Annotated in this window: 24 protein-coding genes; all 24 read left to right on the top strand. The window is 38.3% G+C overall.

Annotation, left to right across the window (positions count from 1 at the left end; translation table 11 throughout):
- Positions 1-199 precede the first annotated feature (199 nt).
- Positions 200-1138, top strand: coding sequence for an ABC transporter ATP-binding protein (locus tag NY607_RS13230; protein WP_259419853.1), 939 nt, complete (start codon positions 200-202; stop codon positions 1136-1138).
- Positions 1139-1141: 3 nt separating this feature from the next.
- Positions 1142-1894: an ABC transporter permease gene (locus NY607_RS13225; protein WP_259419852.1), complete on the top strand. Its 753-nt coding sequence runs from the start codon at positions 1142-1144 to the stop codon at positions 1892-1894.
- A 28-nt stretch (positions 1895-1922) separates the two neighbouring features.
- Positions 1923-3140: an aminopeptidase gene (locus tag NY607_RS13220; protein WP_131521843.1), complete on the top strand. Its 1218-nt coding sequence runs from the start codon at positions 1923-1925 to the stop codon at positions 3138-3140.
- Between the two features lie 12 nt (positions 3141-3152).
- On the top strand, positions 3153-3671 hold the full coding sequence (locus NY607_RS13215) for a hypothetical protein (protein ID WP_259419851.1): 519 nt from the start codon (positions 3153-3155) through the stop codon (positions 3669-3671).
- Positions 3672-3743: 72 nt separating this feature from the next.
- Positions 3744-4121: an ELKS/Rab6-interacting/CAST family protein gene (locus NY607_RS13210; protein WP_227744978.1), complete on the top strand. Its 378-nt coding sequence runs from the start codon at positions 3744-3746 to the stop codon at positions 4119-4121.
- Between the two features lie 234 nt (positions 4122-4355).
- The gene (locus tag NY607_RS13205; RefSeq protein WP_131521841.1) at positions 4356-5444 is read left to right on the top strand and encodes an ABC transporter substrate-binding protein; all 1089 of its coding nucleotides are present in this window, start codon (positions 4356-4358) and stop codon (positions 5442-5444) included.
- A complete protein-coding gene (locus NY607_RS13200) occupies positions 5434-6270 on the top strand; it encodes an alkaline phosphatase family protein (RefSeq protein ID WP_237899711.1) in 837 nt (278 codons plus the stop codon). The genes NY607_RS13205 and NY607_RS13200 overlap by 11 nt, the downstream gene beginning before the upstream one ends.
- A gap of 72 nt (positions 6271-6342) precedes the next feature.
- Positions 6343-7188, top strand: coding sequence for an ABC transporter permease (locus NY607_RS13195; RefSeq protein ID WP_259419850.1), 846 nt, complete (start codon positions 6343-6345; stop codon positions 7186-7188).
- The gene (locus NY607_RS13190; RefSeq protein WP_131521838.1) at positions 7185-7970 is read left to right on the top strand and encodes an ABC transporter permease; all 786 of its coding nucleotides are present in this window, start codon (positions 7185-7187) and stop codon (positions 7968-7970) included. The genes NY607_RS13195 and NY607_RS13190 overlap by 4 nt, the downstream gene beginning before the upstream one ends.
- Positions 7967-8968 (top strand): ABC transporter ATP-binding protein, encoded by a 1002-nt coding sequence (locus NY607_RS13185; RefSeq protein ID WP_131521837.1) that lies wholly within the window; start codon positions 7967-7969, stop codon positions 8966-8968. Before NY607_RS13190 ends, NY607_RS13185 begins: the two co-directional genes overlap by 4 nt.
- Positions 8965-9750 carry a DeoR/GlpR family DNA-binding transcription regulator gene (locus tag NY607_RS13180; protein ID WP_131521836.1) on the top strand — a complete coding sequence of 262 codons (786 nt, stop codon included), beginning with the start codon at positions 8965-8967 and terminating at the stop codon, positions 9748-9750. The genes NY607_RS13185 and NY607_RS13180 overlap by 4 nt, the downstream gene beginning before the upstream one ends.
- Positions 9747-10757 (top strand): histidinol phosphate phosphatase domain-containing protein, encoded by a 1011-nt coding sequence (locus NY607_RS13175; protein ID WP_259419849.1) that lies wholly within the window; start codon positions 9747-9749, stop codon positions 10755-10757. Before NY607_RS13180 ends, NY607_RS13175 begins: the two co-directional genes overlap by 4 nt.
- 115 nt (positions 10758-10872) lie before the next feature.
- A complete protein-coding gene (locus NY607_RS13170; protein ID WP_237899722.1) occupies positions 10873-12141 on the top strand; it encodes a carboxylate--amine ligase in 1269 nt (422 codons plus the stop codon).
- Between the two features lie 204 nt (positions 12142-12345).
- Positions 12346-13890, top strand: a complete 1545-nt coding sequence (miaB, locus tag NY607_RS13165; RefSeq protein WP_048391476.1) for a tRNA (N6-isopentenyl adenosine(37)-C2)-methylthiotransferase MiaB — start codon at positions 12346-12348, stop codon at positions 13888-13890.
- A complete protein-coding gene (locus tag NY607_RS13160) occupies positions 13891-14328 on the top strand; it encodes a YlbF/YmcA family competence regulator (protein ID WP_048391473.1) in 438 nt (145 codons plus the stop codon).
- Between the two features lie 134 nt (positions 14329-14462).
- A complete protein-coding gene (cotE, locus tag NY607_RS13155) occupies positions 14463-15116 on the top strand; it encodes an outer spore coat protein CotE (protein WP_175400709.1) in 654 nt (217 codons plus the stop codon).
- A 128-nt stretch (positions 15117-15244) separates the two neighbouring features.
- A complete protein-coding gene (gene mutS / locus NY607_RS13150; RefSeq protein WP_131521833.1) occupies positions 15245-17815 on the top strand; it encodes a DNA mismatch repair protein MutS in 2571 nt (856 codons plus the stop codon).
- 15 nt (positions 17816-17830) lie between these two features.
- Positions 17831-19693, top strand: coding sequence for a DNA mismatch repair endonuclease MutL (mutL, locus tag NY607_RS13145; protein WP_259419848.1), 1863 nt, complete (start codon positions 17831-17833; stop codon positions 19691-19693).
- Positions 19694-19711: 18 nt separating this feature from the next.
- Positions 19712-21205: a glycerol kinase GlpK gene (glpK, locus tag NY607_RS13140; protein WP_259419847.1), complete on the top strand. Its 1494-nt coding sequence runs from the start codon at positions 19712-19714 to the stop codon at positions 21203-21205.
- Positions 21206-21223: 18 nt separating this feature from the next.
- Positions 21224-22870: a glycerol-3-phosphate dehydrogenase/oxidase gene (locus NY607_RS13135; RefSeq protein WP_259419846.1), complete on the top strand. Its 1647-nt coding sequence runs from the start codon at positions 21224-21226 to the stop codon at positions 22868-22870.
- 3 nt (positions 22871-22873) lie between these two features.
- The gene (locus NY607_RS13130; RefSeq protein ID WP_131521830.1) at positions 22874-23791 is read left to right on the top strand and encodes an alpha/beta fold hydrolase; all 918 of its coding nucleotides are present in this window, start codon (positions 22874-22876) and stop codon (positions 23789-23791) included.
- Positions 23778-24680: a tRNA (adenosine(37)-N6)-dimethylallyltransferase MiaA gene (gene miaA, locus NY607_RS13125; RefSeq protein WP_259419845.1), complete on the top strand. Its 903-nt coding sequence runs from the start codon at positions 23778-23780 to the stop codon at positions 24678-24680. Before NY607_RS13130 ends, miaA begins: the two co-directional genes overlap by 14 nt.
- Before the next feature lie 97 nt (positions 24681-24777).
- Positions 24778-25008 carry an RNA chaperone Hfq gene (gene hfq, locus NY607_RS13120; protein WP_004225825.1) on the top strand — a complete coding sequence of 77 codons (231 nt, stop codon included), beginning with the start codon at positions 24778-24780 and terminating at the stop codon, positions 25006-25008.
- 95 nt (positions 25009-25103) lie between these two features.
- Positions 25104-25406: a rhodanese-like domain-containing protein gene (locus tag NY607_RS13115; protein WP_131521828.1), complete on the top strand. Its 303-nt coding sequence runs from the start codon at positions 25104-25106 to the stop codon at positions 25404-25406.
- Positions 25407-25657: the final 251 nt, after the last annotated feature.

Raw genomic sequence — 25657 nt, 5'->3', positions numbered from 1 at the left:
AGTAGTGATTATCATTAGCTTATCTGATGGTTGTTCACTCAATAAAAAATGAAAGTGAGGTGAAAAATAATGATGTTTCCACCACCAGTTAATTTTCCAAAAGGGGATACAAAGCCCTTCGGTAAATAATTATTACCTTAAGGTCTGACTTTTTAGTCAGACCTCCTCTTTTGAAATTTAACCAGGAAGGCTGTTTACCATGCTTGAACCAATATATGAATTAGAAAATGTAACTTTCTACTATAAAAAAGGTAAATTTAGAGCAAATAATGGCATTTCACTGACTATATATAAAGGTGAAATAATTGGGTTATTAGGACCGAATGGCGCAGGAAAAACGACACTGATAAAGCAAATGATAGGACAGTTAGCACCAACAGAGGGATCCGTGAAATTTCATCAACAAGAAGTATCTAAGAATCCGAAGTATGTATTGAAACAGATTGCCTATTATTCACAGGAGACTTTTGCTTTATCATTTTTAAAAACATGGGAAGCCATTTATTTTACGGGTAGATTAAAGGGGCTTTCCAAAAAAGAGTCGAAGCAACAGACAGATAATATTTTGCTGAGGTTAGACATGGAAGCTTATCGAGATAAGCTATTGTCAAAGCTTTCGGGTGGTCAAAGAAGACTCATTAGTTTAGGAGCAACTTTGATTGGTCAGGCATCCGTTATGATTTTGGATGAGCCTACAAATGAGCTGGATCCATTAAAACGGAAATTAGTATGGGACATCATTCGTGAGCTTAACCAAAAGGGTACAACAATTATTTTAGTCACTCACAATATTTTGGAAGCTGAAAAAGTTGTTCATCGTGTAGCTGTTATAGATAACGGAAAGCTGTTAGCCATTGACCATGTCGAAAAGCTAAAGAGAAGAGTAGACCAAAGAATGCGTTTAGAAATTTATGCACAGGAGGCCTCTATTCACAATATCCAAGACAGACTGAAAGCTTTTGGACAAGCAGAATTAGTAGAGGATACAAAACTCACGATGTTAATCGAGAAAAATATGGTTCGTACTATTGTTGAAATAATACAGGATGAGACGTTGAGCATTAGCCAATACTCTCTATTTCCACCGAGTCTAGAAGATGTCTATTCATTACTTCAAGAACAGCAAAGGAGTGAATAGTTAATGAATGCCTTTAGTCAATTCTTTGTTGAATTACTTATTTTATTTCGTATACAAATAGCTATTGTAAGGCATCAATTATTATGGATTATTGCAATGTCTTCCATTTTCCCAATAGTTACTTTAGTTTTTCTCGAATTTTTACTGGGTGAATCTAGCTCTGAACAATTAGCACGATTAATTATCGGTAATATGATTTTTAGTATTCTATTAATGGGGATGAATATTTTAGGGCAGGATATCTCGTATCAAAAATTTGGGGGCTACTTTACATATTACTCGTCTCTTCCCATTCGAAAGGTTAATTTTATACTATCTTTATTATTTTATGGAATTTTAACTTCCTTACCATCTTTTGTCATTGTATTTACATTTGGTCAGCAAATTTATGGGGTGAATCTTCATTTTGAGTGGCTTCTACTACCAGTTGCTTTATTGGCGATTTTTAGTGTAGTAGGCATTGGTGTATTAATGGGTTTTTTATCTCCAAATCCTCAATTTACAAATATTGTAGCGCAATTTTTGTTGATGTTTGTTACTTTCTTAACACCAGTTATGATTGAACTGAAAGACCTTCCCATCGTTCTGCAGTGGATTTCCTACGTGTTACCTACAACATATGTAGCGAATGTATTACACGGTATGTTAACTGTTGGATGGACCAATTCTACATACATAGATGTTCTTATCTTACTTATTTTTTCCTGTTTTTCTTATCTATTGATCAGTAAAAAAATACATTGGCGTGTTCAATAAATTATTTGAATAGGGAGTTAAATTTATAATGAAAACTTTTGAAACTAAGATAGAGCAGTATGCTGAATTGGTCATAAAAATAGGTATTAATATTCAACAAGGACAGACTTTAGTGATTTCTGCCTCGATAGCTGCTGCCGATTTTGTTCGGAGGGTTTGCCGACATGCCTATCTCAATGGTGCACATTATGTTTATATAAAGTGGATTGATGAAGAGCTTGCTCGAATTGAATTTGAATATATGACAGAGCAAGGCTTAGCCTATACACCAGATTGGCTTGTGAAGGGGTATGAAGAAATGGCGAGTAGTGGTGCTGCTTTTCTTTATATTATTTCACCCCACTTGCAAAATATGGAGGGAATAGACCCTGTAAAGGTAGAAAAAGCAGAGTATGCTTCTGCACTTGCTTTTCGTTCTTTTACCGAAAGATTGATTGGAATGGAAGTTAGTTGGACTGTTATTGTTTATCCGACGGAGCAATGGGCAGCATCTATTTTCCCTGATTTAGAGCCCAAAAATGCTCTTGAGGAATTATGGGAAAAGTTTTTTGAAATACTCAGATTAAATGAAGAGAGCCCACTACAAGCCTGGGAAAAGCATGTTGAAACATTAAATAAAACAGCCACGTTCTTGAATGAAAAGTATTTCCGTTATTTACACTTCATTAGCGAAGACACAAATTTAAAAATAGAACTACCACAAAATCATCGTTGGGTAAATGGCCTGGAAACGAATGACAAGGGAAGCTCATTTATTTGTAATATGCCAACTGAAGAAATTTATACAACACCACTCAAAAGAGGGGTAAATGGAATAGTCAAAAGTACAAAGCCATTAGTTTATGAAGGGCAGATCATTGATCAATTTACACTTACATTTAAAGATGGAGAAATTATAGATTTCTTTGCAGAAAAAGGGATGGATGCATTACAAAGTATTCTTCACAAGGACGAGGGTGCTAGATATATAGGTGAGGTTGCATTGGTTCCTCATGATTCTGCAATCTCTGCGAGCAATCTACTGTTTTATCATAATTTATTCGACGAGAATGCATCCAGTCATTTAGCCTTTGGGCAAGCCTATACTTCAGGCTTGAAAGAAGACGGTTTAAACTTAGAAAACATAAATAATAGTATGATCCATATTGATTTTATGATAGGCTCACAAAACTTGCAGGTTAATGGAATACGTGAGGACGGTACTGCCGAAGCGATTTTAGTAAATGGTAAGTGGGTAACGAAATAAGGGGGAAGATGAATGGAAATAGTGCAGTGTAAGACTGATAAGGATTATGAAAAATTCGCTGTTTTCTTTTTGCAAAATAGAAAAATATTTGATGATATGTATCCGATTTTAGATACACTTGGTAGTTTATATGTCATGATAGAGGAAACAAATCTGCTTCTCTTTCAAAATATACACGAGGAAGTATTTGCTGCAGCAAGCTATACATTGGGTGTAAGAGAAGATCAATTTAAAAATAAACATATCGTTTTTATTGATTGCGCACTTTTAAAGAAAGAATATCAAAATACTCGATCCTTTGTTAAGGGTTTTCTACAAATGCTAAAACATATTTTAGAAGAACACCCAGAAGTGAAGGAAGTCCAATTTTATGCTTATCGCCATCATGGCTATATTCACCGTCTTTATAAAAAGTTTGCCACTATTATAGATGAAAAAGAAGGATATTTTGGAATGCAAGATGTCTTCTCTGTGGAATTTCACAAATTGACTACTTTTTTAGAGGAATTTAATAAAAAACAAACCATTTAAACGGAATGGATAAAGGGCTATTTCAGGCAATGTTTCTATAAAAAATGCTACAATAAAAGAAAAAAAGAGGCGATGTACGTGAATAACGTCATTGATTTTATTGCAAAAAAAAAGGAACGTGAAGACCGAAAGCGTGCTCAGGATTTAGAACGTTATGTAGCTACACAATGTAATTTTCAACACCCTGAAAATATTGATGCACTTGTAGAGGACAAATTGATTGAGGTTAAAGATCATACGTTATTTCTTGGCTTTCTATCCATTTTAAAGGATGAGCAAATAGAACCGTTAGATATTTTTCAAGATGTCTTTTCATTAGAGCCCTCTCGTTTTGAAATGTCCTACAATATGAGATGGTGGTCAGTTGTGCAATTGGCATTTACATTTTTAACAATTCTCAAGGAAAATGAGCCGCATACATATGCTGATTTTTTAGGTCTCTCCAAATAATCTAAGTATGTGTACGTCTGTAAAGCAAACGTACACATACTTAGATTTTTCTTATCTTCCCCCGCTAGCTTTACAAGCCTACTTCATTTATTCATTAAATTCATAGATATTTATAATTCCTCAATAATTTTTACTAAATATTCTTAACACCTCCATACTTGCTTAATGTTTGTTTTATAACATAACGTTTGTAAGCAAATAAAAATAAAGCAAAACAAATGGAGGGTCCAACACATGGCAATTCAAAAACTGTGGAAAAAAGGTCTAATTGGTGCATTAGCTATTTCCATGTTGGCAGCTTGTTCTGACAGTTCATCTAGTGCAAATGAGGTAAACAAGGATTTATCGCTTGAGGACATTACAGAAAAAGCAAAGGAAGAGGGCACTGTTCATTCTGTCGGTATGCCAGATACATGGGCGAACTGGGTAGAAACCTGGGAGGAACTCGGGACCGAATATAGCATCAAACACAAGGATACGGACATGTCGAGTGCAGAGGAGTTAGCGAAGTTTGAAGCAGAGAAGGATGATGCTACGGCAGATATTGGAGATGTCGGGATTGCTTTTGGACCAATCGCTAAGGACAAGGGCTTAACATTATCATACAAAACGTCTTATTGGGATGAAATACCTGATTGGGCTAAAGATGATGAGGGACACTGGATTGTTGGCTATACAGGAACCATTTCTTTTTTGACAGATAAAAATAATGTGAAGAATGCTCCAACATCATGGGAAGACCTAAAAAATGGAGATTACACAGTAAGTATTGGGGATGCATTAACAGCTAACCAAGCACAGTTTGCCATCTTAGCAGCGGCTATGGCATTTGGTGGAGATGAGTCCAACATCCAGCCAGGTATAGATTTCTTTGCAGAATTAGCGAAGCAAGGACGTCTACAGGGAGATCCATCAGTAGCAAACCTAGAAAAAGGTGAAATAGATGTTGCGATCTTATGGGACTTTAATGCATTAGGTTATCGTCATCAAATTGATGAGGACCGCTTTGATGTAGTGATACCTAAGGAGGGATCTGTCACTTCTGGTTATGCAACGGTAATTAATAAATATGCCAAAAACCCACATGCTGCCATGCTAGCACGTGAATATATTTTATCTGATGCAGGTCAAGAAAATTTAGCAAAAGGCTATGCGCGTCCAATTCGGGACGGAGTGAAATTACCACAGGATGTAAAAGATTTACTATTACCTGCTGATATGTATACGAATGCACAACCTGTTAAAGACCAAAAGAAATGGGAAGATACAACAAAGCAAATCCCTCAACTCTATCAAGAGCAGGTGTTAATCCATGCAAAATAACAAAGTGGTTCTTATTGTTATCGATGCCTTGCGCTTTGACACAGCCTGCACACATATGGGGTTCTTGCACCATTTAGTCGAGCGTCAGGTAGCTGCTCGCTATAAGGTTTGCTCAGAGGTGCCTTCTTTATCAAGACCATTGTATGAGACGATTTTAACAGGTACACCCCCTATTGTACATGGCGTTACCAGCAATATGACAGTGCGTTTATCGAAAGGGCAAAGTGTCTTTCATATCGCAAAGGAGCATGGTTTAACTACAGCAGCCTCCGCCTATTATTGGGTGAGTGAGCTTTATAATAGAGCGCCATTTAATCATATGGAGGACAGGCTACAACTCGATACACATTTACCAATTGACAATGGTATGTTCTATTTTGAGGATCATTATCCAGATAGTCATGTATTTGCCGATGCAGCATGGTTAATGGCTCAAAAGCAGCCTGATTTTCTGTATATTCATCCAATGAATGTTGATGATGATGGTCACAAATTTACGGCAGATTCTGCTCAATATCGCAATCGAGTTTTAGCGATGGATGCTTTACTATCCTTGTTTATTCCAAAGTGTATGGCGCTGGGCTATGAGGTTATCGTTACGGCTGATCATGGCATGACAAGAGATGGTAATCATGGCGGTACAACACATGAGGATCGTCATGTCCCGCTATTTGTCATTTCAGATGCAGTAAAGGCTGGTATAAAAGAAGGCGTTATTTCCCAATTACAAGTTGCACCACTGTGCTGTCATTTATTAAATATTAAGCCTGCTGAAGATATGGTGCCACTCCTATTAGACGGTGTGTTTACAGCAAAAGAGGTTTAATTATATAGTAGTCGCTCTCATTATAAGGAGCGGCTATTATCCCCATGAGCCGCAAGTCATTTATAGAAAGAAGTGAGTGTGTTGATATCGAAGCGGCAATCCATTGCTTGGCTTTCACCTTTTCTTGTATTACTATTATTGTTTTTCTTAGTACCGCTCCTATATATGCTCATTACCAGCTTTCAAAATAGTGAGGGCTTTACTCTGAAGCAGTATGAATCAATTTTGACGAACGACTACATTCTTCAAGGTTTTAAAAATAGTATTACTTTATCTGTTATCTCAGCTATGATTGCGTTACTTATCACCTTGTTTGCAGTTTATGCCATGATGAAGTTTTCAGAGCCAGTACGGGAGAAGATTTTAATACTTACGAACTTAACCTCCAATTTTTCAGGTATTCCGCTAGCATTTGCTTTTATCGTTTTACTTGGCAATAGTGGTTTATTTACATTGTTATTTGACAAATGGGATATTGAAGCGTTGACATCCTTTTCATTATACAGTTGGAGCGGTTTGTTACTTATTTACATTTACTTTCAGCTGCCATTATCACTAATGCTGCTATATCCCATTTATGATGGAATTCAGCAACAGTGGAAGGAGGCGGCAGCCCTTCTTGGTGCATCTAGCTGGCAGTTTTGGATGAAAATTGGTCTCCCTGTTATGCTCCCAGGAATTGTGGGAACCTTTAGTGTATTGTTCGCCAATGCAATGGGCGCGTATGCCTCTGCTTATGCATTAACAAGTAGTAATTATAATTTAGTGGCGATTCGTATCGGCTCCTTAATAAAAGGTGATATTTTTGCTCAGCCAGAGCTAGCCAGTGCCATTGCAATTATATTAGCAGTGACAATGGTGACGGCCATGCTGATCAGTGAGTGGAGCATCTCTAAAACAAGGAGGAAAGTAAAATGAAAAAGCGTGGTTTGGCTGATTTCTTTTTCCTTCTGCTCGTGGGATATTTACTATTACCTGTGTTAGCAACAATGCTCTATGCGTTTGCAACAAAATGGAATAAAACGATATTGCCAGAAGGACTCACACTAAAATGGCTTTCCACATTGTTTCAGGATACCGATTTTATTCAGGCATTTGGTCGTTCAGTATTTTTAGCAGGGGGGGCAGTTAGCATTGCACTCCTTGTCATTGTGCCAGCCATTTTCGTCATCATCCTATACTTTCCAAGATATGAAAAATGGATACAGATGGCAGTGGTGATGGTGTATTCTTTTCCAGGAATCATTTTAGCTGTAGGGCTTATACGCGTTTATAGCCAAATAGGTATACCGATGATATTTGTTGTTTTAGGTGCCTATGTTGTGGGAATTCTTCCTTATATCTATCAAGGTACACGAAATAGTTTAAGAAATATAGATGCGAGGCAGCTACTTGATGCCGCTCAATTACTAGGCGCAACCAAAAGGCAGGCATTCACAAAAATTTTACTGCCTACCGTTTATCCAGGCTTATTTGCGGGGGCATTGTTATCCTTCTCTGTCTTATTTGGTGAGTTTGTCTTAATTAATCTTGTTGTAGGTTCTCGCTTTGAAACCGTTCAAATTTATTTAATGAAAAAGCTTAGCACAAGTGGACATATTGCTAGTGCTGTTGTTTTCATCTATCTCGTGCTAATGGGTCTTTTAACATTCATCATTGCTATCGTAACGAAACGATCGAAAGGTGCTACAAATCTATGAGTTATCTTGTTATTGAAGGGCTTCATAAAAAATATGGACAAGTATCTGTTTTAACCAATATTCATATGGAAATTCAAAAAGGAGAATTTATCACACTATTAGGTCCTAGTGGCTGTGGAAAGAGTACGATTTTGCGTATTGTTGCAGGCTTAACAGATGCATCGGCAGGTAAGATTTTGATTGAAGGAAAAAATATGAGTGGCGTACAACCGAAGGATCGTCAAGTGGGTATGGTCTTTCAGTCCTATGCACTTTTTCCTAATATGACTGTGCTCGAAAATGTTGCTTTTGGTTTGCGTATGCAAAAAGTTAATAAGGCAGATATAGAGCAGCGTGTTCATGAAATGCTAGCGCTTGTTCATCTAAGTGAGAAAGCTAATGCGTATCCGAAAGAATTATCGGGAGGTCAACAGCAGCGTGTTGCTCTAGCTCGTGCATTAATTGTCCGACCTAAAGTACTGCTATTAGATGAGCCGCTTAGTGCGCTCGATGCTCAAATTCGCAAAAAACTTCAAGCAGATTTACGAGCAATTCAGCGAAAATTAAATATGACAATGATTCTAGTTACACATGATCAGGAGGAGGCAATGGCTGTTTCGGATAGAATATTTGTCATGAATAATGGCAGCATTGCCCAAAATGGTACGCCAACGGAAATCTATACGAAACCAAATAATGAATTTATTGCTAATTTTATCGGTCATTATAATGTTTTTCCACGCCAAACTTTAGAAAAAATGCTTGGAGCATCTTTAATAGAGCAAGCCACGAAATTTGCTATACGACCTGAGGCGTTACATCTCGATCAACGAGATGGGGACTTATGTCTCTTTGGGGTTGCCAAACAATCATTAATGAGCGGCAATATTATTCGTACTACGTTTGAAGGAGAAATGGCGTTCACAATGGAACAACTGCATCAACAAGGGAATTCGATTGAAATGGGAAAATCCTATAAGTGTTATGTCGCACAAGAAGATGTGATTGCGCTATCATGACTTACGCTAAACTGGAAAGATTTGAATTTATTTTAAAACAATTAGATTCTGAAGGAAAAATTATTGTTGCCAATATTGCCGATGCCCTTCAGGTAGCACCAGAAACAATTCGCCGAGACTTTGATGAATTAGAACAACAGCATTTATTAACAAGAGTTCATGGCGGGGCTATTAAATATACGAATGTACGTAATGAACCGGTATTTTTACGCAAGCTACAAATGCACAAGGACGCAAAGAGACAAATTGCTCGTATTGCTGCAAAACGCATTTGCGACGGCGATACTATTGCAGTAGATACAGGTACTACAACAGTACATATAGCCGATTTTTTACTAGCTGTGGAAGATATAACGGTTGTAACGAATTCAATTGCAGCAGCTATTCAATTTAATTTAGCCATAGAAGAACGACGCATGACAGGCAAGGTCATATTACTAGGAGGCACGGCGAATCCAAAACAATCTTCTGTTGCAGGTGCTATGACGTTAGAAATGCTAGATAATATGAATTTTGATAAGGCTTTTTTATCGTGTGGTGGCATGAGTGAGGGCATTGTTTATGATTACGATTTGGATGAATCTCTTATTTCAAAGAAAATGCTCAAACATAGCAAAGTGAGTTATTTATTAGCCGATGCATCTAAAATTAATGGCAAATCATTTTTTCAAATCTGTCATCTTGATGAATGTACAGAAATTCTTTGCGAAAGCACTTGTCCATTAGAATGGCAGGCGTATGAGGAAAAATGGACGATATGTAATGGAGGGAAGAGTGGATGACAATTGATTATCACGTACATTTAGAAGAGGGACCTTATTCATTTCGCTGGCTAGAGCGTACATCGCAGGCACTGGAGTTTTTTCATTCGGATGATGAAACGGAAAAAGGCTCCAAACAACAAATAACTTGTCATTTACAGCGGCTAGCAAGGCGTGTGAAAAATGGCTGTTATAGTGAGGAATGGTTGGATTTATATCTCGAACAGGCAAAGCAGCTTGGCTTACGTGAGGTGGGGATTGTCGATCACTTATATCGATTTCAACAAACGCGTGACTATTTTGAGCGCTTTATGAGGCTGGATGATAGTGAAATTGGGCAAATTCAGCGCTATTGGCTGGATCGTGTGATGACAGAAAATATGGATACTTTTGTGACGACCATTCAGCAGGCGAAGGAAAAGTGGCGTCAACATGGCATTACACTGAGACTTGGTATAGAGGCAGATTATTTTATTGGTGGAGAGGAGGAATTAACGGCTTTACTAGCAGGCTATCCTTGGGATTATGTAATTGGTTCTGTTCATTTTGTTGATGGGTGGGGCTTTGATAATCCACAAACACAATATCTTTTTGAGCAAATGGATCAACCCTCTTTACAACAAAATTATGAGCGTTTTTTTAAAGCAGTAGAGAAAATGATTCAATCCAATATGTTTGATTTTGTTGCTCATTTAGATAATTTTAAAGTATTTAATTATCAGGTGGAGGATCGTACGTTTCTTGAAGTTTGGTATAAACGTATTGCAAAGGCACTAACGTCTACTGAAACCGCCACTGAAATCAATGCCGGGCTGTATTATCGTTACCCTGTACAGGAAATGTGCCCGGGTCCTCGTTTTTTACAAATCTTACTTGAGCATGGAGTTGCTTTTACTGTATCCTCTGATGCACATTTCCCAGATGATTTAGGTAAATATACATTTGCCAATACAGAGCTGCTAAAGGGTTATGGCGTTCAAGCTATTGCCTCCTTTGAACAGCGAGTGAAAAAAATGATGACGTTATAGGTTGAGTAAAGGGCACTAAAGCTTCAATGTAGTGCCTTTTATTCGTATTACATAAGTACAATTTTACTCGCATACAAATGATTAAATTCATTTTTATAATGTGAGGCGATTCAGATTGACATCTATTAAAGAACAACCCTTTTTACCTATTATTATACAATCGGGTCAGCATGCATACGGGGTAGCCCGCTCATTTTATGCAGCCTACCGCATGAAAAGTCTTGTCATTGAGCCAGCAAAAAAAGGGAGGACGATGCGCTCACTCCTTTTGAAAGGCTCACAGGGAATTGCCACGCAGAATAGCGGTATTCTGGATTTTCAATACGTTGAACATTTAGATGATCCTACCCGTTTTGTACAAGCGCTAGTGGGATTGGCCATGCAGTGCCAACAAAAGAAATTGATTTTATTAGTTTGTGACTGCTACTATGCAGAGCTTATCATTGAAAATAAAGAGCAGCTTGAAAAGTACTTTATTTTACCTTACATTGATCAGGCATTACTAAATAGGGTGCAAACAAAGGAGAAGTTCTACAGGCTTTGTGATAAATATCAGTTAAAATACCCCAAAACCATCATTATAACAAAGGAACATCATTCAAATAGAGAAATTCCAATCCAGTATCCCATTATTATTAAACCCTCCAATACCGTGGCCTATACGAACTGTTCCTTTCCTGAAAAGAAAAAAATATATCTAGTGCACGATGCACATGAGATGCAGCACATCATTCGCTGTATTTATCGTTCTAGCTATCAAGACACCTTAATCGTTCAAGAATTTATTCCAGGCGACGATTCATATATCCGTGTTCTAGATGTATATGTAGGAAGAGATCGAAAAGTAAAATTAATGTGTCTTAGCAACAAGCTACTCGAAGATCCATCTCCACAAAACAAAGGTATTTCTTTAGCTGTTATGACCGATTATGATGAACAGCTAATGGAATCCATTCGGCATTTTTTAGAGGACATCGGCTATACGGGCTTTGCTAATTTTGATATGAAATATGATGCAAGGGACGGGAAATACAAGCTCTTTGAAATGAATTTGCGAGCAGGGGCTTCAAGCTACTATGTGACCGCAAGCGGGTATAATTTAATGCAATATGTGGTGGATGATTATTTATACCAGGTTAATCATGAACGAACATATGTCCAGACGAAGCATGTATGGTCACTACTTCCTTCAAAAACACTATTTAAATACATGAAGAATGAAAAATTAAAAATAGAAGCAAAGCAATTAATGAAAGAAGGGCAATACACGGATGCATTACTATATAAAGAAGATATGAATATCAAGCGTTGGATAAAGCTGAAATTGTATCATTCATATTTACAGATAAAATACAGCAAGTATTTTAATAAGAGCAATAGTTAGCAAATGTGAACGCATGGATAGGACATTAAAACTTTCAGGATAGAACGCCAGAGCTGATGGATAATTACGCCTATCTTCATATAATTAAGTCGAAACCTCGACATTTGAGGCGCAAACCTTGTAGGAAGTATCAACTATTCAGTATAATAATAAAATGGGAATTCAAGTGCATGGATTTCGTTTGAAAGGAGTTACCTGATTGCGATGAATGAGGAACAACGCTTAGCTAATCAACAAGTCAATCAACCAAAAAAAGAAGACAAGCCTGAAAAGGATTATAGTAAATATTTTGAGAGGGTCTTTACAGCTCCATCCTTAAAAGATGCTAAAAAACGTGGGAAAGAAGATGTGAAGTATCATAAGGATTTTAGCATTGCAGAAGAGTTCGCAGGAATGGGCAAAGATCGCACCTTCTATATTCGTACTTATGGCTGCCAAATGAATGAGCATGACACAGAAGTAATGGCCGGGATTTTTATGCAGCTAGGCTACACACCAACAGAGGTGATTGAAGAGGCTGACGTTGTCTTGCTAAATACATGTGCTATTCGTGAAAATGCAGAAAACAAAGTATTTGGAGAACTTGGTTTCCTGCTGAAATATAAACGAAAAAACCCTGAGATGCTAATAGGGGTTTGTGGCTGTATGTCGCAAGAGGAATCTGTGGTTAATAAAATTTTAAGAAGCTACCCACATGTTGATATGGTGTTTGGTACACACAATATTCACCGTCTGCCAAACATTTTAAAAGAAGCCTACATGTCAAAAGAAATGGTCATAGAGGTTTGGTCTAAAGAAGGCGATGTCATTGAAAATCTGCCGAAGAAACGTCTTGGCTCCATTAAGGCTTGGGTTAATATTATGTATGGTTGCGATAAATTCTGTACGTATTGTATCGTTCCATATACACGTGGTAAAGAGCGCAGTCGCCGACCAGAGGAAATCATTGCTGAAGTTCGTGAGCTAGCGGCAGCGGGCTACAAAGAGATTATGTTATTGGGGCAAAATGTCAACGCTTACGGTAAAGATTTTGAGGATATTGATTATCGTCTTGGCGATTTAATGGATGAATTAAGAAAGATCGATATTCCGCGGATTCGATTTACAACGAGTCATCCACGTGACTTTGATGATCATTTAATCGAAGTTCTTGCAAAGCGTGGCAACTTAGTGGAGCATATCCATTTACCAGTACAATCTGGCTCGAATGACGTGCTAAAAATTATGGCGCGTAAATACACACGCGAGCATTTCCTTGGTTTAGTGGATAGAATTAAAGCGGCAATACCTGAAGTAACCTTAACAACAGATATTATCGTTGGCTATCCGAATGAAACAGAGGAACAGTTTGAGGAAACATTGTCCTTATACCGTGAAGTTGGCTTTGACGCAGCCTTTACGTATATTTATTCGCCGCGTGAAGGTACACCAGCTGCAAAAATGATTGACAATGTACCTGAAGAGGTGAAAAAAGAGCGTCTTCAACGTTTAAATGAAGTGGTGGGTGAATACTCTCGCAAAGCGTTAGAGCGTTTAAATGGTCAGGTTGTCGAAGTATTAGTTGAAGGCACAAGTAAACGACGCGACGATGTGTTAGCGGGCTATACGAGGAAAAATCGTTTAGTTAACTTCAAAGCACCAGCAGAAGTAATTGGTCAATTAGTGAAAGTAAAAATAACAGAGACTACATCCTATTCACTTACTGGTGAATTTGTGGAAGTCGTAAAAAATGAAAAGGTGGAAGCATAAATGACACAAGTCTTATATACAAAAGAAGATTTAATTAAAAAATCACATGAAATTGCACATATGATTGCAAATACGCCAGAGGTTGAATTTTTCAAAAAGGCAGAAGCGCAAATTAACGAAAATCAACAAGTACGTGAACGTATTGCAAGCTTAAAAAGCTTACAAAAACAAGCGGTTAATTTCCAACACCTAGGGAAAGAAAAAGCATTAAAAATGATTGAAGATAAAATTGCTAAAATCGAGGAAGAAATTAATGCCATCCCAGTTGTGCAACAATTTAAAGAATCACAAGGCGATGTGAATGATTTATTGCAACTTGTTTCAAATACGATCGCAAATAATGTTACAAATGAAATTATTCGCTCAACTGGTGGCGATGTTCTTCGTGGTGAAACGGGTTCATACGTAGAAAATAGTCAACCAGGTAGCTGCTCTTAACAGATTATAGAAATCAAAGCTCGAATGCTGTCATTCGAGCTTTTTTTACGTCTTCTTCTATTGAAGCATTCAGCTGCTATAATAGACCTCTCATCGAAAAGTTTTAAATGATCCATTTCATTCTCTAAAAATATATGTTCACCCAATGGGCGCTACCTGCATATGATGGAGTGAAAAGAGTCGAAGGAGGAATTGCGCTGAAACGTTTACGACAAATCGTGACGAAAGCAGTAGTTGCCAAAGGGAAGAAGAGAACGGAAGAACGTGTAACATTATCACCAACAAATAAACCGACAAGTATTTTAGGGTGCTGGGTAATCAATCACACTTGCTCTGCAAAAAGAGTCGGGAAATTTGTAGAAGTAACAGGGAAATTTGATGTCAATGTTTGGTATGCCTATAGTAATCATTCGAAAACAGCTGTGTTTTCTGAAACGATTCACTATAAAGACAAAGTGAAGCTTCACTATCGAGACGGTGAAATTAGCGTTGGTGATGATGTTCGTGTACGTGTGATACAAGAACCAAATTGTATTGAAGCGATTATCTCTCCATGTGGTACAAAGTTTGAAATTGTAGTGGAACGTGAAGTAGTTGTTGAGGTAATGGGTGAAACAACAATTTGTATTAGTGTCCATCCACTAGACTATGAAGAAGATTGGAGCCTTAATGATGAAAGTTCATCTTCATCCTCATCAAGCTCTAGTTCTAGCTCCTCTTCAAGTCCTGAAGGAGAAGGCAGGTATGTGTTAGAGTCTTCATCGTTTCCTGATGAACGACCAAGATAAGTCTAAAAAACATCATTTTTTGATACATGCGAAATGCTAGCATCTTAAAAAAGGTGAATAAAGCGTTTCGCATGTATCTTTTGTTATAATAAATATATCTATAAGGCAAGAGCGAGGTAAATAGTGATATGACAACATATACACCAATGATGCAACAGTATCTACAGGTAAAGGAAGATTACAAAGATGCCTTTTTATTTTTTAGATTAGGTGACTTTTATGAAATGTTTTTTGAGGACGCAATCAATGCCTCACAAATTTTAGAAATTACATTAACAAGCCGAGATGCAGGCGCAAAAGAGCGAATACCAATGTGCGGTGTGCCGCATCATTCGGCTAAAAATTATATTGAAACACTTGTGCAAAAAGGCTATAAAGTGGCTATTTGTGAACAAACAGAAGATCCAAAGCAAGCAAAAGGTGTGGTCAAACGTGAAGTTGTTCAGCTTATCACACCAGGAACAATTATGGAAGGGAAGGCTCTTGATGGTAAATCTAATCATTTTATTGGAGCGGCAGAGCAATTAGATGACACAACATTTGGCTATGCTTATTTAGATTTATCCACAGGTGAGGCAGTAGCATCTTCTATTGAAGGCGATGGAAAAGCCTTATTAATGCAAATGCAGGCTTACGGAATTCGAGAGCTGATTGTAACGGATAGTTTGCAGCTATTATTAGCAGAGCATGCCGTCAATGCCGGGATCGTACTTTCAATTGAAGTGAATGAAATGCCTATAGACAAAGCAGCAAGTTATCTAGAAGCTGTACCAAAACCGTTACAAATTGCGTGTCTTCGATTGTTAGCTTATATTGACCAAACGCAAATGAGGTCTTTATCACATATTCAGGCATTCACGTTTAATGAAATTAAAAATTATTTACGCATTGATTCAAGCTCAAAGCGCAATTTAGAGCTGATTCAATCGATTCGTGGTGGAGATCAAAAAGGTACACTCTTATGGCTATTAGATGACACCGTGACAGCGATGGGTGGGCGAAAATTAAAGCAATGGCTACACCAACCGCTTGCCACACGTTCAGCAATAGAGGCTAGACTAGCGATTGTTACGGATTTATTGGAAGAATATTTTGTACGAACAGAGCTTCAAGCATCCTTAAAACAAGTATATGATTTAGAGCGTTTGGCTGGTCGTGTTGCTTTTGGCAATGTGGGTGGACGAGATTTAGCCCAATTGCGTGATTCTTTACGCCAAGTGCCGACTATTCAACAGCAGTTGATGGGGTCAAATAAAGAAACATTACAGCAATTAGGTGCGGAACTTGATACATGCTCAGATGTCGAGGCATTATTAGCAAAAGCGATTACAGACAATCCCCCTATTACCATTAAAGAAGGGGATGTTATCCGTGACGGGTATAACGAACGCTTAGACGAACTTCGCTATGCCGCTCGTAATGGTAAGGATTGGATTGCCCAACTGGAACAAGAAGAACGTGTGAAAACGGGTATTAAAAATTTAAAAATAGGCTATAATCGCATTTTTGGTTACTATATAGAAATTACAAAATCAAATATTCATTTAGCAGATTTAACTCGCTATGAGCGAAAACAAACACTGGCGAATGCGGAACGCTATATTACACAGGAACTAAAAGAAAAAGAAGCATTGATTTTAAATGCTGAAGAAGAAAGCTTAACATTAGAGTACAACCTGTTTGTAGAAATTCGTGATGTATTAAAAGCTTATATTCCGCGTGTCCAAGCACTGGCTGCAAGCATTAGTGAATTGGATGTCTTACTAAGCTTTGCAAGCGTCTCAGAAAAATATCGATTTACGAAACCAGAATTTCATGGTGGACGTGCCCTTAAAATTATAGAAGGACGCCATCCTGTCGTTGAAAAAATGCTGAATAAGCAAATGTATGTACCAAACGATTGTGTGCTAGAAGAGCAGAATAATATGATGCTTATTACAGGGCCGAATATGTCTGGTAAAAGTACCTATATGCGTCAAGTAGCATTAATTGTTGTTATGGCACAAATGGGCTGTTATGTACCTGCTGAAAAAGCAAAGCTACCAATTACCGATCAAATTTTTACTCGGATTGGGGCGGCTGATGATTTAGCGGCAGGACAATCTACATTTATGGTGGAGATGCTTGAATCGCAACATGCTATTATGCATGCAACAAAAAATAGCTTAATGCTATTTGATGAAATTGGACGTGGAACATCGACCTATGATGGTATGAGCTTGGCACAATCAATGATGGAATATATTCATGACAAAATAGGAGCCAATACGTTATTTTCTACGCATTATCATGAATTGACAGCACTTGAAAAGGATTTGCCACGTTTACAAAATGTCCATGTTTCAGCCACTGAAAAAAATGGTACGGTCGTTTTCCTGCATAAGGTGAAAAAAGGAGCGGCTGATAAATCCTATGGTATACATGTGGCACAGCTTGCTCAATTACCTGAGGAAATTTTAGCTAGAGCACGTGTATTACTTGAGAACTTTGAGGCAGGGAAAGAAGTAGTTGCCGAAACACAGGTGATAGCTGAACAACCAATACAGATGTCTTTATTTACAGAAGACGAACCGATTTCCCCAGCCGAGACAAAGGTGCTAAAGAAATTAGAAAAGGTAAATATTCTAGGTACTTCACCGATGCAGGCAATGAATATTTTATATGAGCTACAGCAAGAGCTAGTGAACGCTAAAAAATAAAGGAGTGATACGTTAGTGGGAAACATACAAATTATGGACGAATGGCTATCCAATAAAATTGCAGCAGGAGAGGTAGTAGAGAGACCAGCTTCTGTTGTCAAAGAGCTAGTGGAAAATGCTATTGATGCTGGGAGTACGTCCATTGATGTTTTTTTACTAGAAGCAGGTCTCACTTCTATTCAAGTAATAGATAATGGTAGCGGTATGGATGAAGAGGATGCACTAATGTCATTCTCTCGTCATGCTACTAGTAAAATTCATCAGGAACATGATTTATTTCGTATTCGAACACTTGGCTTCCGTGGTGAGGCTTTAGCATCCATTGCCTCTGTTTCTAAAATGACATTGATTACATCAAATGGTGAATCTGGAACACATTTAGAACTTGAAGGTGGACATATCCTCACTCATAAACCTGGTCCGTTACGTAAAGGGACTGATTTAACAGTCTCCCAGCTATTCTTTAATACACCTGCCCGTTTAAAATATATGAAAACCATTCAAACCGAACTAGGACATACAATAGACCTGATGAATCGCCTCGCACTTGGTAACCCACAAATAGCATTCAGATTATTGCATAATGGTCAACAACTACTGCAAACAAATGGCCGAGGAGATGTACAACAAGTGCTAGCAGCTATTTATGGAATACATAATGCGAAGAAAATGGTGTCATTCCAAGGCGAGTCACATGATTATCGAATTTCTGGCTTTGTATCCTTACCAGAGGTAACACGTGCTTCTAAAAACTATATGTCTCTATTTGTTAATGGTCGTTGGGTCAAGCATTATTTAGTACAAAAGGCCATTGTGGATGCTTACCATACGTATTTACCTATCGAGCGCTTCCCAATAGTTGTTCTATATATAGAGGGTGATCCTTACTTAACAGACGTGAATGTGCATCCTGCAAAACATCAAATTCGTTTAAGTAAAGAGGCTGAGCTTTTAAAGTTAATAGAGGAAACCATTCGTGAAACAATACGCAACATTATTCGAGTCCCACAAATGGAAAAGAAAGAAAAAATAGTTAAACCAGCTACTGAGCAATTAAACATTTGGAAGCCTGCTCCGAAGATCGATGTGGAGAAAATGAATGCCATCGTAGAAAAATTATATGATGTCCAAACCATTCAAGAAAACAATCTTGAACAGACAGTTGAGCCTAAGCCTATTTCTACGGTTCGAGAGGAAAGTTGGCAGCCTACATCACAAATAGAGGCTGAAACAATTGATGAAGTAACAATAGCTGCACAGTCGGAAATATTGGAAGAGATGCCTACGAAGGAACCCTTTCCTGAACTCGAAGTAGTGGGACAAATCCATGGCACATACATTGTCGCACAAATGGAGGATGGTTTTTATTTAATTGATCAGCATGCTGCTCAGGAACGTATTAAATACGAATTCTTCCGTGAAAAAGTCGGTCAAGTTAATCCTCATGAACGTCAGGCATTATTGTTACCACTTACATTCCATTATGCAGCAGATGAAGCACTGATCTTACGAGAACACAGGCATGAATTAGAAGCTGTAGGCGTATTTTTAGAGGAATTTGGACAGTCATCTTTTGTTGTACGTGAGCATCCGAGTTGGTTCCCACAAGGGGAGGAACAGGAAATCATTGAGGATTTAATTGAACAGGTGTTGACAACTAAAAAGGCTGATATCAAAAAACTACGTGAGGCAGCCGCAATTATGATGAGCTGTAAAAAGTCAATCAAAGCCAATCATTATTTAACAAAAGAGCAAATGGAAACATTGCTACGAGATTTACGCAATGCAGATAATCCATTTACATGCCCACACGGACGTCCAGTGCTTATTCACTTTACATCATATGAAGTGGAAAAAATGTTTAAACGGGTTATGTAAGGGAGAGGGGGAAAATGGATGGGTGAATTTATTTTAGCGATTGATCAAGGAACGACAAGTTCAAGAGCCATTTTATTTGATAAAAAAGGTCAAATTGTTCATGTAGCACAAAAAGAATTTCAACAAATTTTTCCAAAGGCTGGCTGGGTAGAGCATAATGCCAATGAAATATGGGGTTCTATCTTGTCCGTTATTGCGGCAGTGTTAACCGAAAGTGGCCATGAAGCAAGTGAGGTTCATGCGATCGGCATTACCAATCAGCGCGAAACAACAGTGGTGTGGGATAAACACACAGGTCAGCCAATTTACAATGCGATTGTCTGGCAATCACGCCAAACACAGGACATTGTGAATACCTTAAAAGAACAAGGACAGGAAGAACATTTTCAGCAAAAGACAGGGCTACGCTTAGATGCTTATTTTTCAGCGACAAAAATTAAATGGATTTTAGATAATGTTGAAGGCGCTCGTGAAAAGGCAGAAGATGGAGATTTATTATTTGGGACGATTGATTCATGGATTGTTTGGCGATTATCAAAGGGAAAGGCTCATGTGACCGATTATTCAAATGCAGCTCGAACAATGCTCTACAATATTCATGAATTGAAGTGGGATGAGGAACTTTGCGAGCTTTTAGCTATCCCAATGTCCATGCTTCCAGAAGTGAGAAATTCATCAGAAATATATACAGAAACGGCTCCAAGTATATTTTTTGGAGAAAAAATTCCGATAGCTGGGATTGCGGGTGATCAGCAAGCCGCACTTTTTGGACAAACTTGTTTTACCAAAGGAATGGCTAAAAACACGTATGGCACTGGCTGCTTTATGCTATTAAATACAGGAAAGCTGGCTGTGACATCAAAAAATGGTTTATTAACAACCATTGCGTGGGGAATAGATGGGACAGTAACCTATGCATTGGAAGGTAGTGTATTCGTAGCAGGATCAGCTATTCAATGGCTACGCGATGGACTTAGGATGATTCGTACAGCAGAGGATTCTGAATCCTATGCTAGAAAAGTAGATCATACCGATGGGGTTTATGTTGTCCCTGCCTTTGTTGGACTCGGTACCCCTTACTGGGATACAGATGCACGTGGCGCCATATTTGGGTTAACACGTGGAACATCAAAAGAATATTTTATTCGAGCAACACTAGAATCATTAGCCTATCAAACGAAAGATGTACTAGATGCAATGGAAGAAGCAGCAGGTACTCCGATTGAAGTACTCCGTGTAGATGGTGGAGCTGTCAAAAATCAATTTTTAATGCAGTTCCAAAGTGATGTTTTACAGCTACAAGTAGAGCTAGCAAAACTGAATGAGTCAACAGCACTCGGTGCAGCCTATTTAGCGGGGCTGGCAACAAGCTTCTGGCCAAACCAAGAGGCTTTATCTGCATTATGGGTGAGTGGGGAAACCTATCAACCTCACATGAATGAAGAACAAGCCACAGCTCTGTACACAGGATGGCAGAAGGCTGTAGAGGCAACACGAATTTTTAAATCATAGCTATTGGGGGAGAAAGGTATGTTTTCATTTGAGCAGCGACCAAATATTTTATATTATCTAGAGCACTATAGCTTTGACGTATTAGTCATTGGTGGTGGTATTACAGGTGCAGGAATTGCATTAGATGCCGCATCAAGAGGCCTTTCTGTCGCATTAATTGATATGCAGGATTTTTCAGCTGGTACGTCGAGCCGTTCAACCAAATTAATTCACGGTGGTCTACGTTATTTAAAGCAATTTGATGTAGGCGTTGTAGCTGAAGTAGGGCGAGAGCGTGAAATTGTTTATGATAATGCTGTACATGTCACAACGCCTGAAAAAATGCTATTACCTTTATATAAAAAGGGATCACTCGGTCCCTTCACAACATCTATGGCATTAAAGGTCTATGACCGCTTGGCAGGCGTCAAAAAACATGAACGTAGAACGATGTTAAATGCTCAGGAAACCCTGGCATTAGAGCCTTTACTTAATCAAGATGGCTTAGTCGGTGGTGGCTACTATGTAGAATACCGTACAGATGATGCTCGTCTAACAATTGAAGTATTAAAAAAGGCTGTAGAATATGGAGCGCTTTGCCTCAATTATGCTGAAATGACGGAATTTATCTACGAAAAGAAAAAGCTTGTTGGCATTAAAGTGAGGGATCATGTGACGGGGAAAATGCTCAATGTCCATGCCGCACAAATTGTGAATGCAACGGGGCCATGGGTTGATGACGTACGACAAAAAGATAAAGTTGCAGATAACAAGCAATTACGTCTAACAAAGGGCGTACATATTGTCTTCAATCAAAAGGATTTTCCGCTAAAGCAAGCGGTTTATTTTGATATGGCTGATGGTCGTATGGCCTTTGCTATTCCACGAGATGGCAAAACCTATGTAGGGACTACGGATACTGTCTATGAAGGTAACCCTGTACATCCAGTGGCAACACAGCAAGATGTGGATTATCTAATTGAGGCTGCTAAAAAGGTCTTTCCAACTGCTACTATCACAAGGAACACAATTGAATCCTCTTGGGCAGGCGTCCGACCTCTGATTTATGAAAAAGGTAAGGATCCATCAGAAATTTCAAGGAAAGATGAAATTTGGACAGCGCCAAGTGGTTTAATGACGATTGCGGGTGGCAAGCTTACGGGCTATCGCCAAATGGCTGAAACGATTGTAGATAAAATTGTAAAGACTCGTCGCTACAAGCATGCAAGTGCCTGTTTAACACGCGAGCTTGCACTTTCTGGTGCAAAGGGAATCAACGCTATTAATTTCCATGACTATATTGCCTATAAAGCACGTGAAGGCGTACAATATGGCTTAAATTATGATGAAGCCAAGCATCTCGTACAAAAGTATGGTACGAATGTAGATGCCTTATTTGATCGGGTGAAATTTTTACATGAACATGGTAGTACAATGCCTCTTGCTTTACATGCGATGCTACTGTATGGCATTGAAGCCGAAATGGTCTATACACCAAGCGACTTCTTTATCCGTCGGACTGGTTTATTATACTTCGATATTGAAGCAGTAAAGCTTTATAAACAGCAAGTGATTCAGGTGATGCAACAACGCTTAAATTATACAGAGGAGCAAAAAAATAGATATATTGCTGAATTAGAGCAAGCCATTAACGATGCAACAAATTTTGCGAAAGAAGGGGAGTAAGGGATGGAGCGTTATATTCAAATGTCGGATGAACAATTTGTCTTCACGCGAACATTGGAGCCTTCAACGCCATGTATTGGACATATTCACATTTTGCATGGCATGGCAGAGCACAGCGGTCGCTATTTACCATTTGCGAAAACACTCAACGCAGCAGGCTATGTTGTGACGATGCACGATCACCGTGGGCATGGTGAAACGGCAGCCTATAATGGGACATTGGGCTTTTTTGCTGAAGAAAACGGCTTTGAGCGTGTTGTAAAAGATGCTCATGAAGTGATTACACAACTTCACGTACCATACGCGAATGTACCATTTATTCTCTTTGGCCATAGTATGGGTTCTTTCATTACTAGACGCTATATTCAATTATACGGAGAGCAAGTAGATAATGTTATTCTCTGTGGCACTGGAAATGTGACTGCCTTGCATGCTGTAGGAAACCTAATAGCCAAGGCTTTAGCTAAGGGACTAGGCAAAGAAACTGAAAGTAAGCTGTTAAATCAATTGAGCTTTGGTAGCTTTAATAAGCAATTTACCAATCCGAGGACTGCCTATGATTGGTTATGCTCAGTACAACAAGAGGTGCAAAAGTATATCGATGATCCCTATTGTGGCTTTATTCCAACAAACCAATTTTTCGTGGATTTGACAACTGGCTTTGCCACACTAAATCGTAAAAAAGAAATAGTAAAAGTAAGAAAAGACCTCCCTATTCTCTTGATTAGTGGCAGTAAAGATCCAGTAGGTGAGCAGGGTCTAGGTGTTTATAAAGTTGCTGAACAGTTAGCAGCGGTGGGTATAGAGGATGTAACAGTTTATTTATTCGAGGATAAACGGCATGAAATTTTAAATGAAGACAATCAAGAAGCGGTCTTTCAAGTTTTATTACGGTGGTTAGAAAAATATGATAGAAACTAAATTGCAGCAGGCAGAGGTCGTAGCAATAGTGGGGCCGACTGCCTCTGGTAAAACGGCATTAAGCATTGAACTAGCAAAAAAATATAATGGTGAAGTCATTAATGGTGACTCCATGCAAGTTTATAAAGGGCTCGATATTGGGACAGCTAAAATTACCGAAGAAGAGATGGAGGGTGTCCCTCATCATTTACTAAGCTTTTTAGAGCCTACAGAATCTTTTTCGGTAGCAGATTATCAAAGATTAGTACGTGCGAAGATCGCGGAAATTCAATCTCGTCAAAAATTACCTATAATAGTAGGAGGCTCTGGCTTATATGTACAAGCTGTCCTCTATGATTTCCAATTTACTGATGAAAAAGTAGATGAAGAAGCACGAAAAGCCTACTATGAGGAATTAGCAAAGCTTGGCCCAGAGGCAATGCATGACAAATTAAAACAACTAGACCCTCAAACAGCGGAGACAATCCATCCAAACAATACACGTCGTGTGATTCGTGCATTAGAAATGCTGGAATTAAGCGGTGTATCAAAAGCAGCGGAAGCGCAAAATCGAGGGGAAGTACCCCTTTACGACCATGTTATTTTAGGGCTAGGTCAAAACATGTCCCGTGACGTGCTATATGACCGTATTAATCGTCGTGTTGATTTAATGGTGGAAAATGGTCTTCTGCAAGAGGTGAAGGGATTATGGCAGCAGAATATCCGTGGAGTGCAGTCTATACAAGCCATCGGGTATAAAGAATTATATGATTATTTAGATGGCAAATGTACCCTAGAGGAAGCCCTTGATAGCTTAAAACAAAATTCCCGTCGCTATGCAAAAAGACAGCTTACTTATTTCCGTAATAAAATGGATGTCCATTTTATTACGCCGGATGATCGATTATAAGAATAAAGAAAAATTTCTAAAAATTACTAATTGATAAATTGGTAGAACGTGCTACTATAGGTATGAAGAGGTAGAAAGTTAGTAGGGAGGCTATTTGATGAAATCAATCAATTTGCAAGATACGTTCTTGAACCAACTACGTAAAAACAGTGTTTTTGTAACTGTATTTCTGTTAAACGGATTTCAGTTAAAAGGGACTGTGAAATCATATGATAATTTTACAGTATTACTACTTGATGCTGAAAATAAGCAGCACCTAATCTACAAGCATGCCATTTCTACATTCGTACCAGCAAAACAAATAGAGTTTTTAGAGACAGAAGTATAATAAGTTTGTTAAACAGTTAGTGTTCTCACACTGGCTGTTTTTTTTGCTACAAGCTATAATGATAGTGGAATTTGATATTTTGGAGGACAAAGTTTATGAAAACAATGGAAACAACACAATTATTAGATCTGTTAGATGCAAATGAGGACCTATATATTATCGATGTACGTGAAGAGGATGAAGTAGCACATGGCATGATCCCAGGTGCTCAACATATTGCACTCGGAACTATCCCTGAACGTTTAGAGGAATTAGATGTACAAAAGCCATATATTATTGTATGTAAGGCTGGAGCTCGTTCTGCCAATGCGTGTGCTTACTTAGAGGCACAAGGATTTGATGTAACAAACCTTGAAGGCGGCATGCTGGCTTATGATGGAGAATTAGAATTTAAATAAAATGTGAGTAAAAAGAAAGAGTTTCTTATCTTGGAATGACAACTTTCACCCCAATTAAAATTAATAGACCAGACATATTATTTGATATGCTCCCTATTAGGTAGACAGATTAAAAAATAAAATCTGTTTATCTAAGGGGAGTATTTTTTATGGGGCGAAGCAAACATCCACTCGAGTTGAAACTACATATCCTTCAATTGTTCGAAGAAGGTCACTATTCTATCAATGAATTGTGTGAAAGGTTTTCAATA

The sequence above is a fragment of the Lysinibacillus sp. A4 genome (assembly GCF_024919535.1).
Classification (GTDB): Bacteria; Bacillota; Bacilli; order Bacillales_A; family Planococcaceae; genus Lysinibacillus; species Lysinibacillus capsici.
The sequence above is the reverse complement of the archived record's forward strand: the minus strand, read 5'-3'. Positions and strand labels throughout refer to the sequence as shown.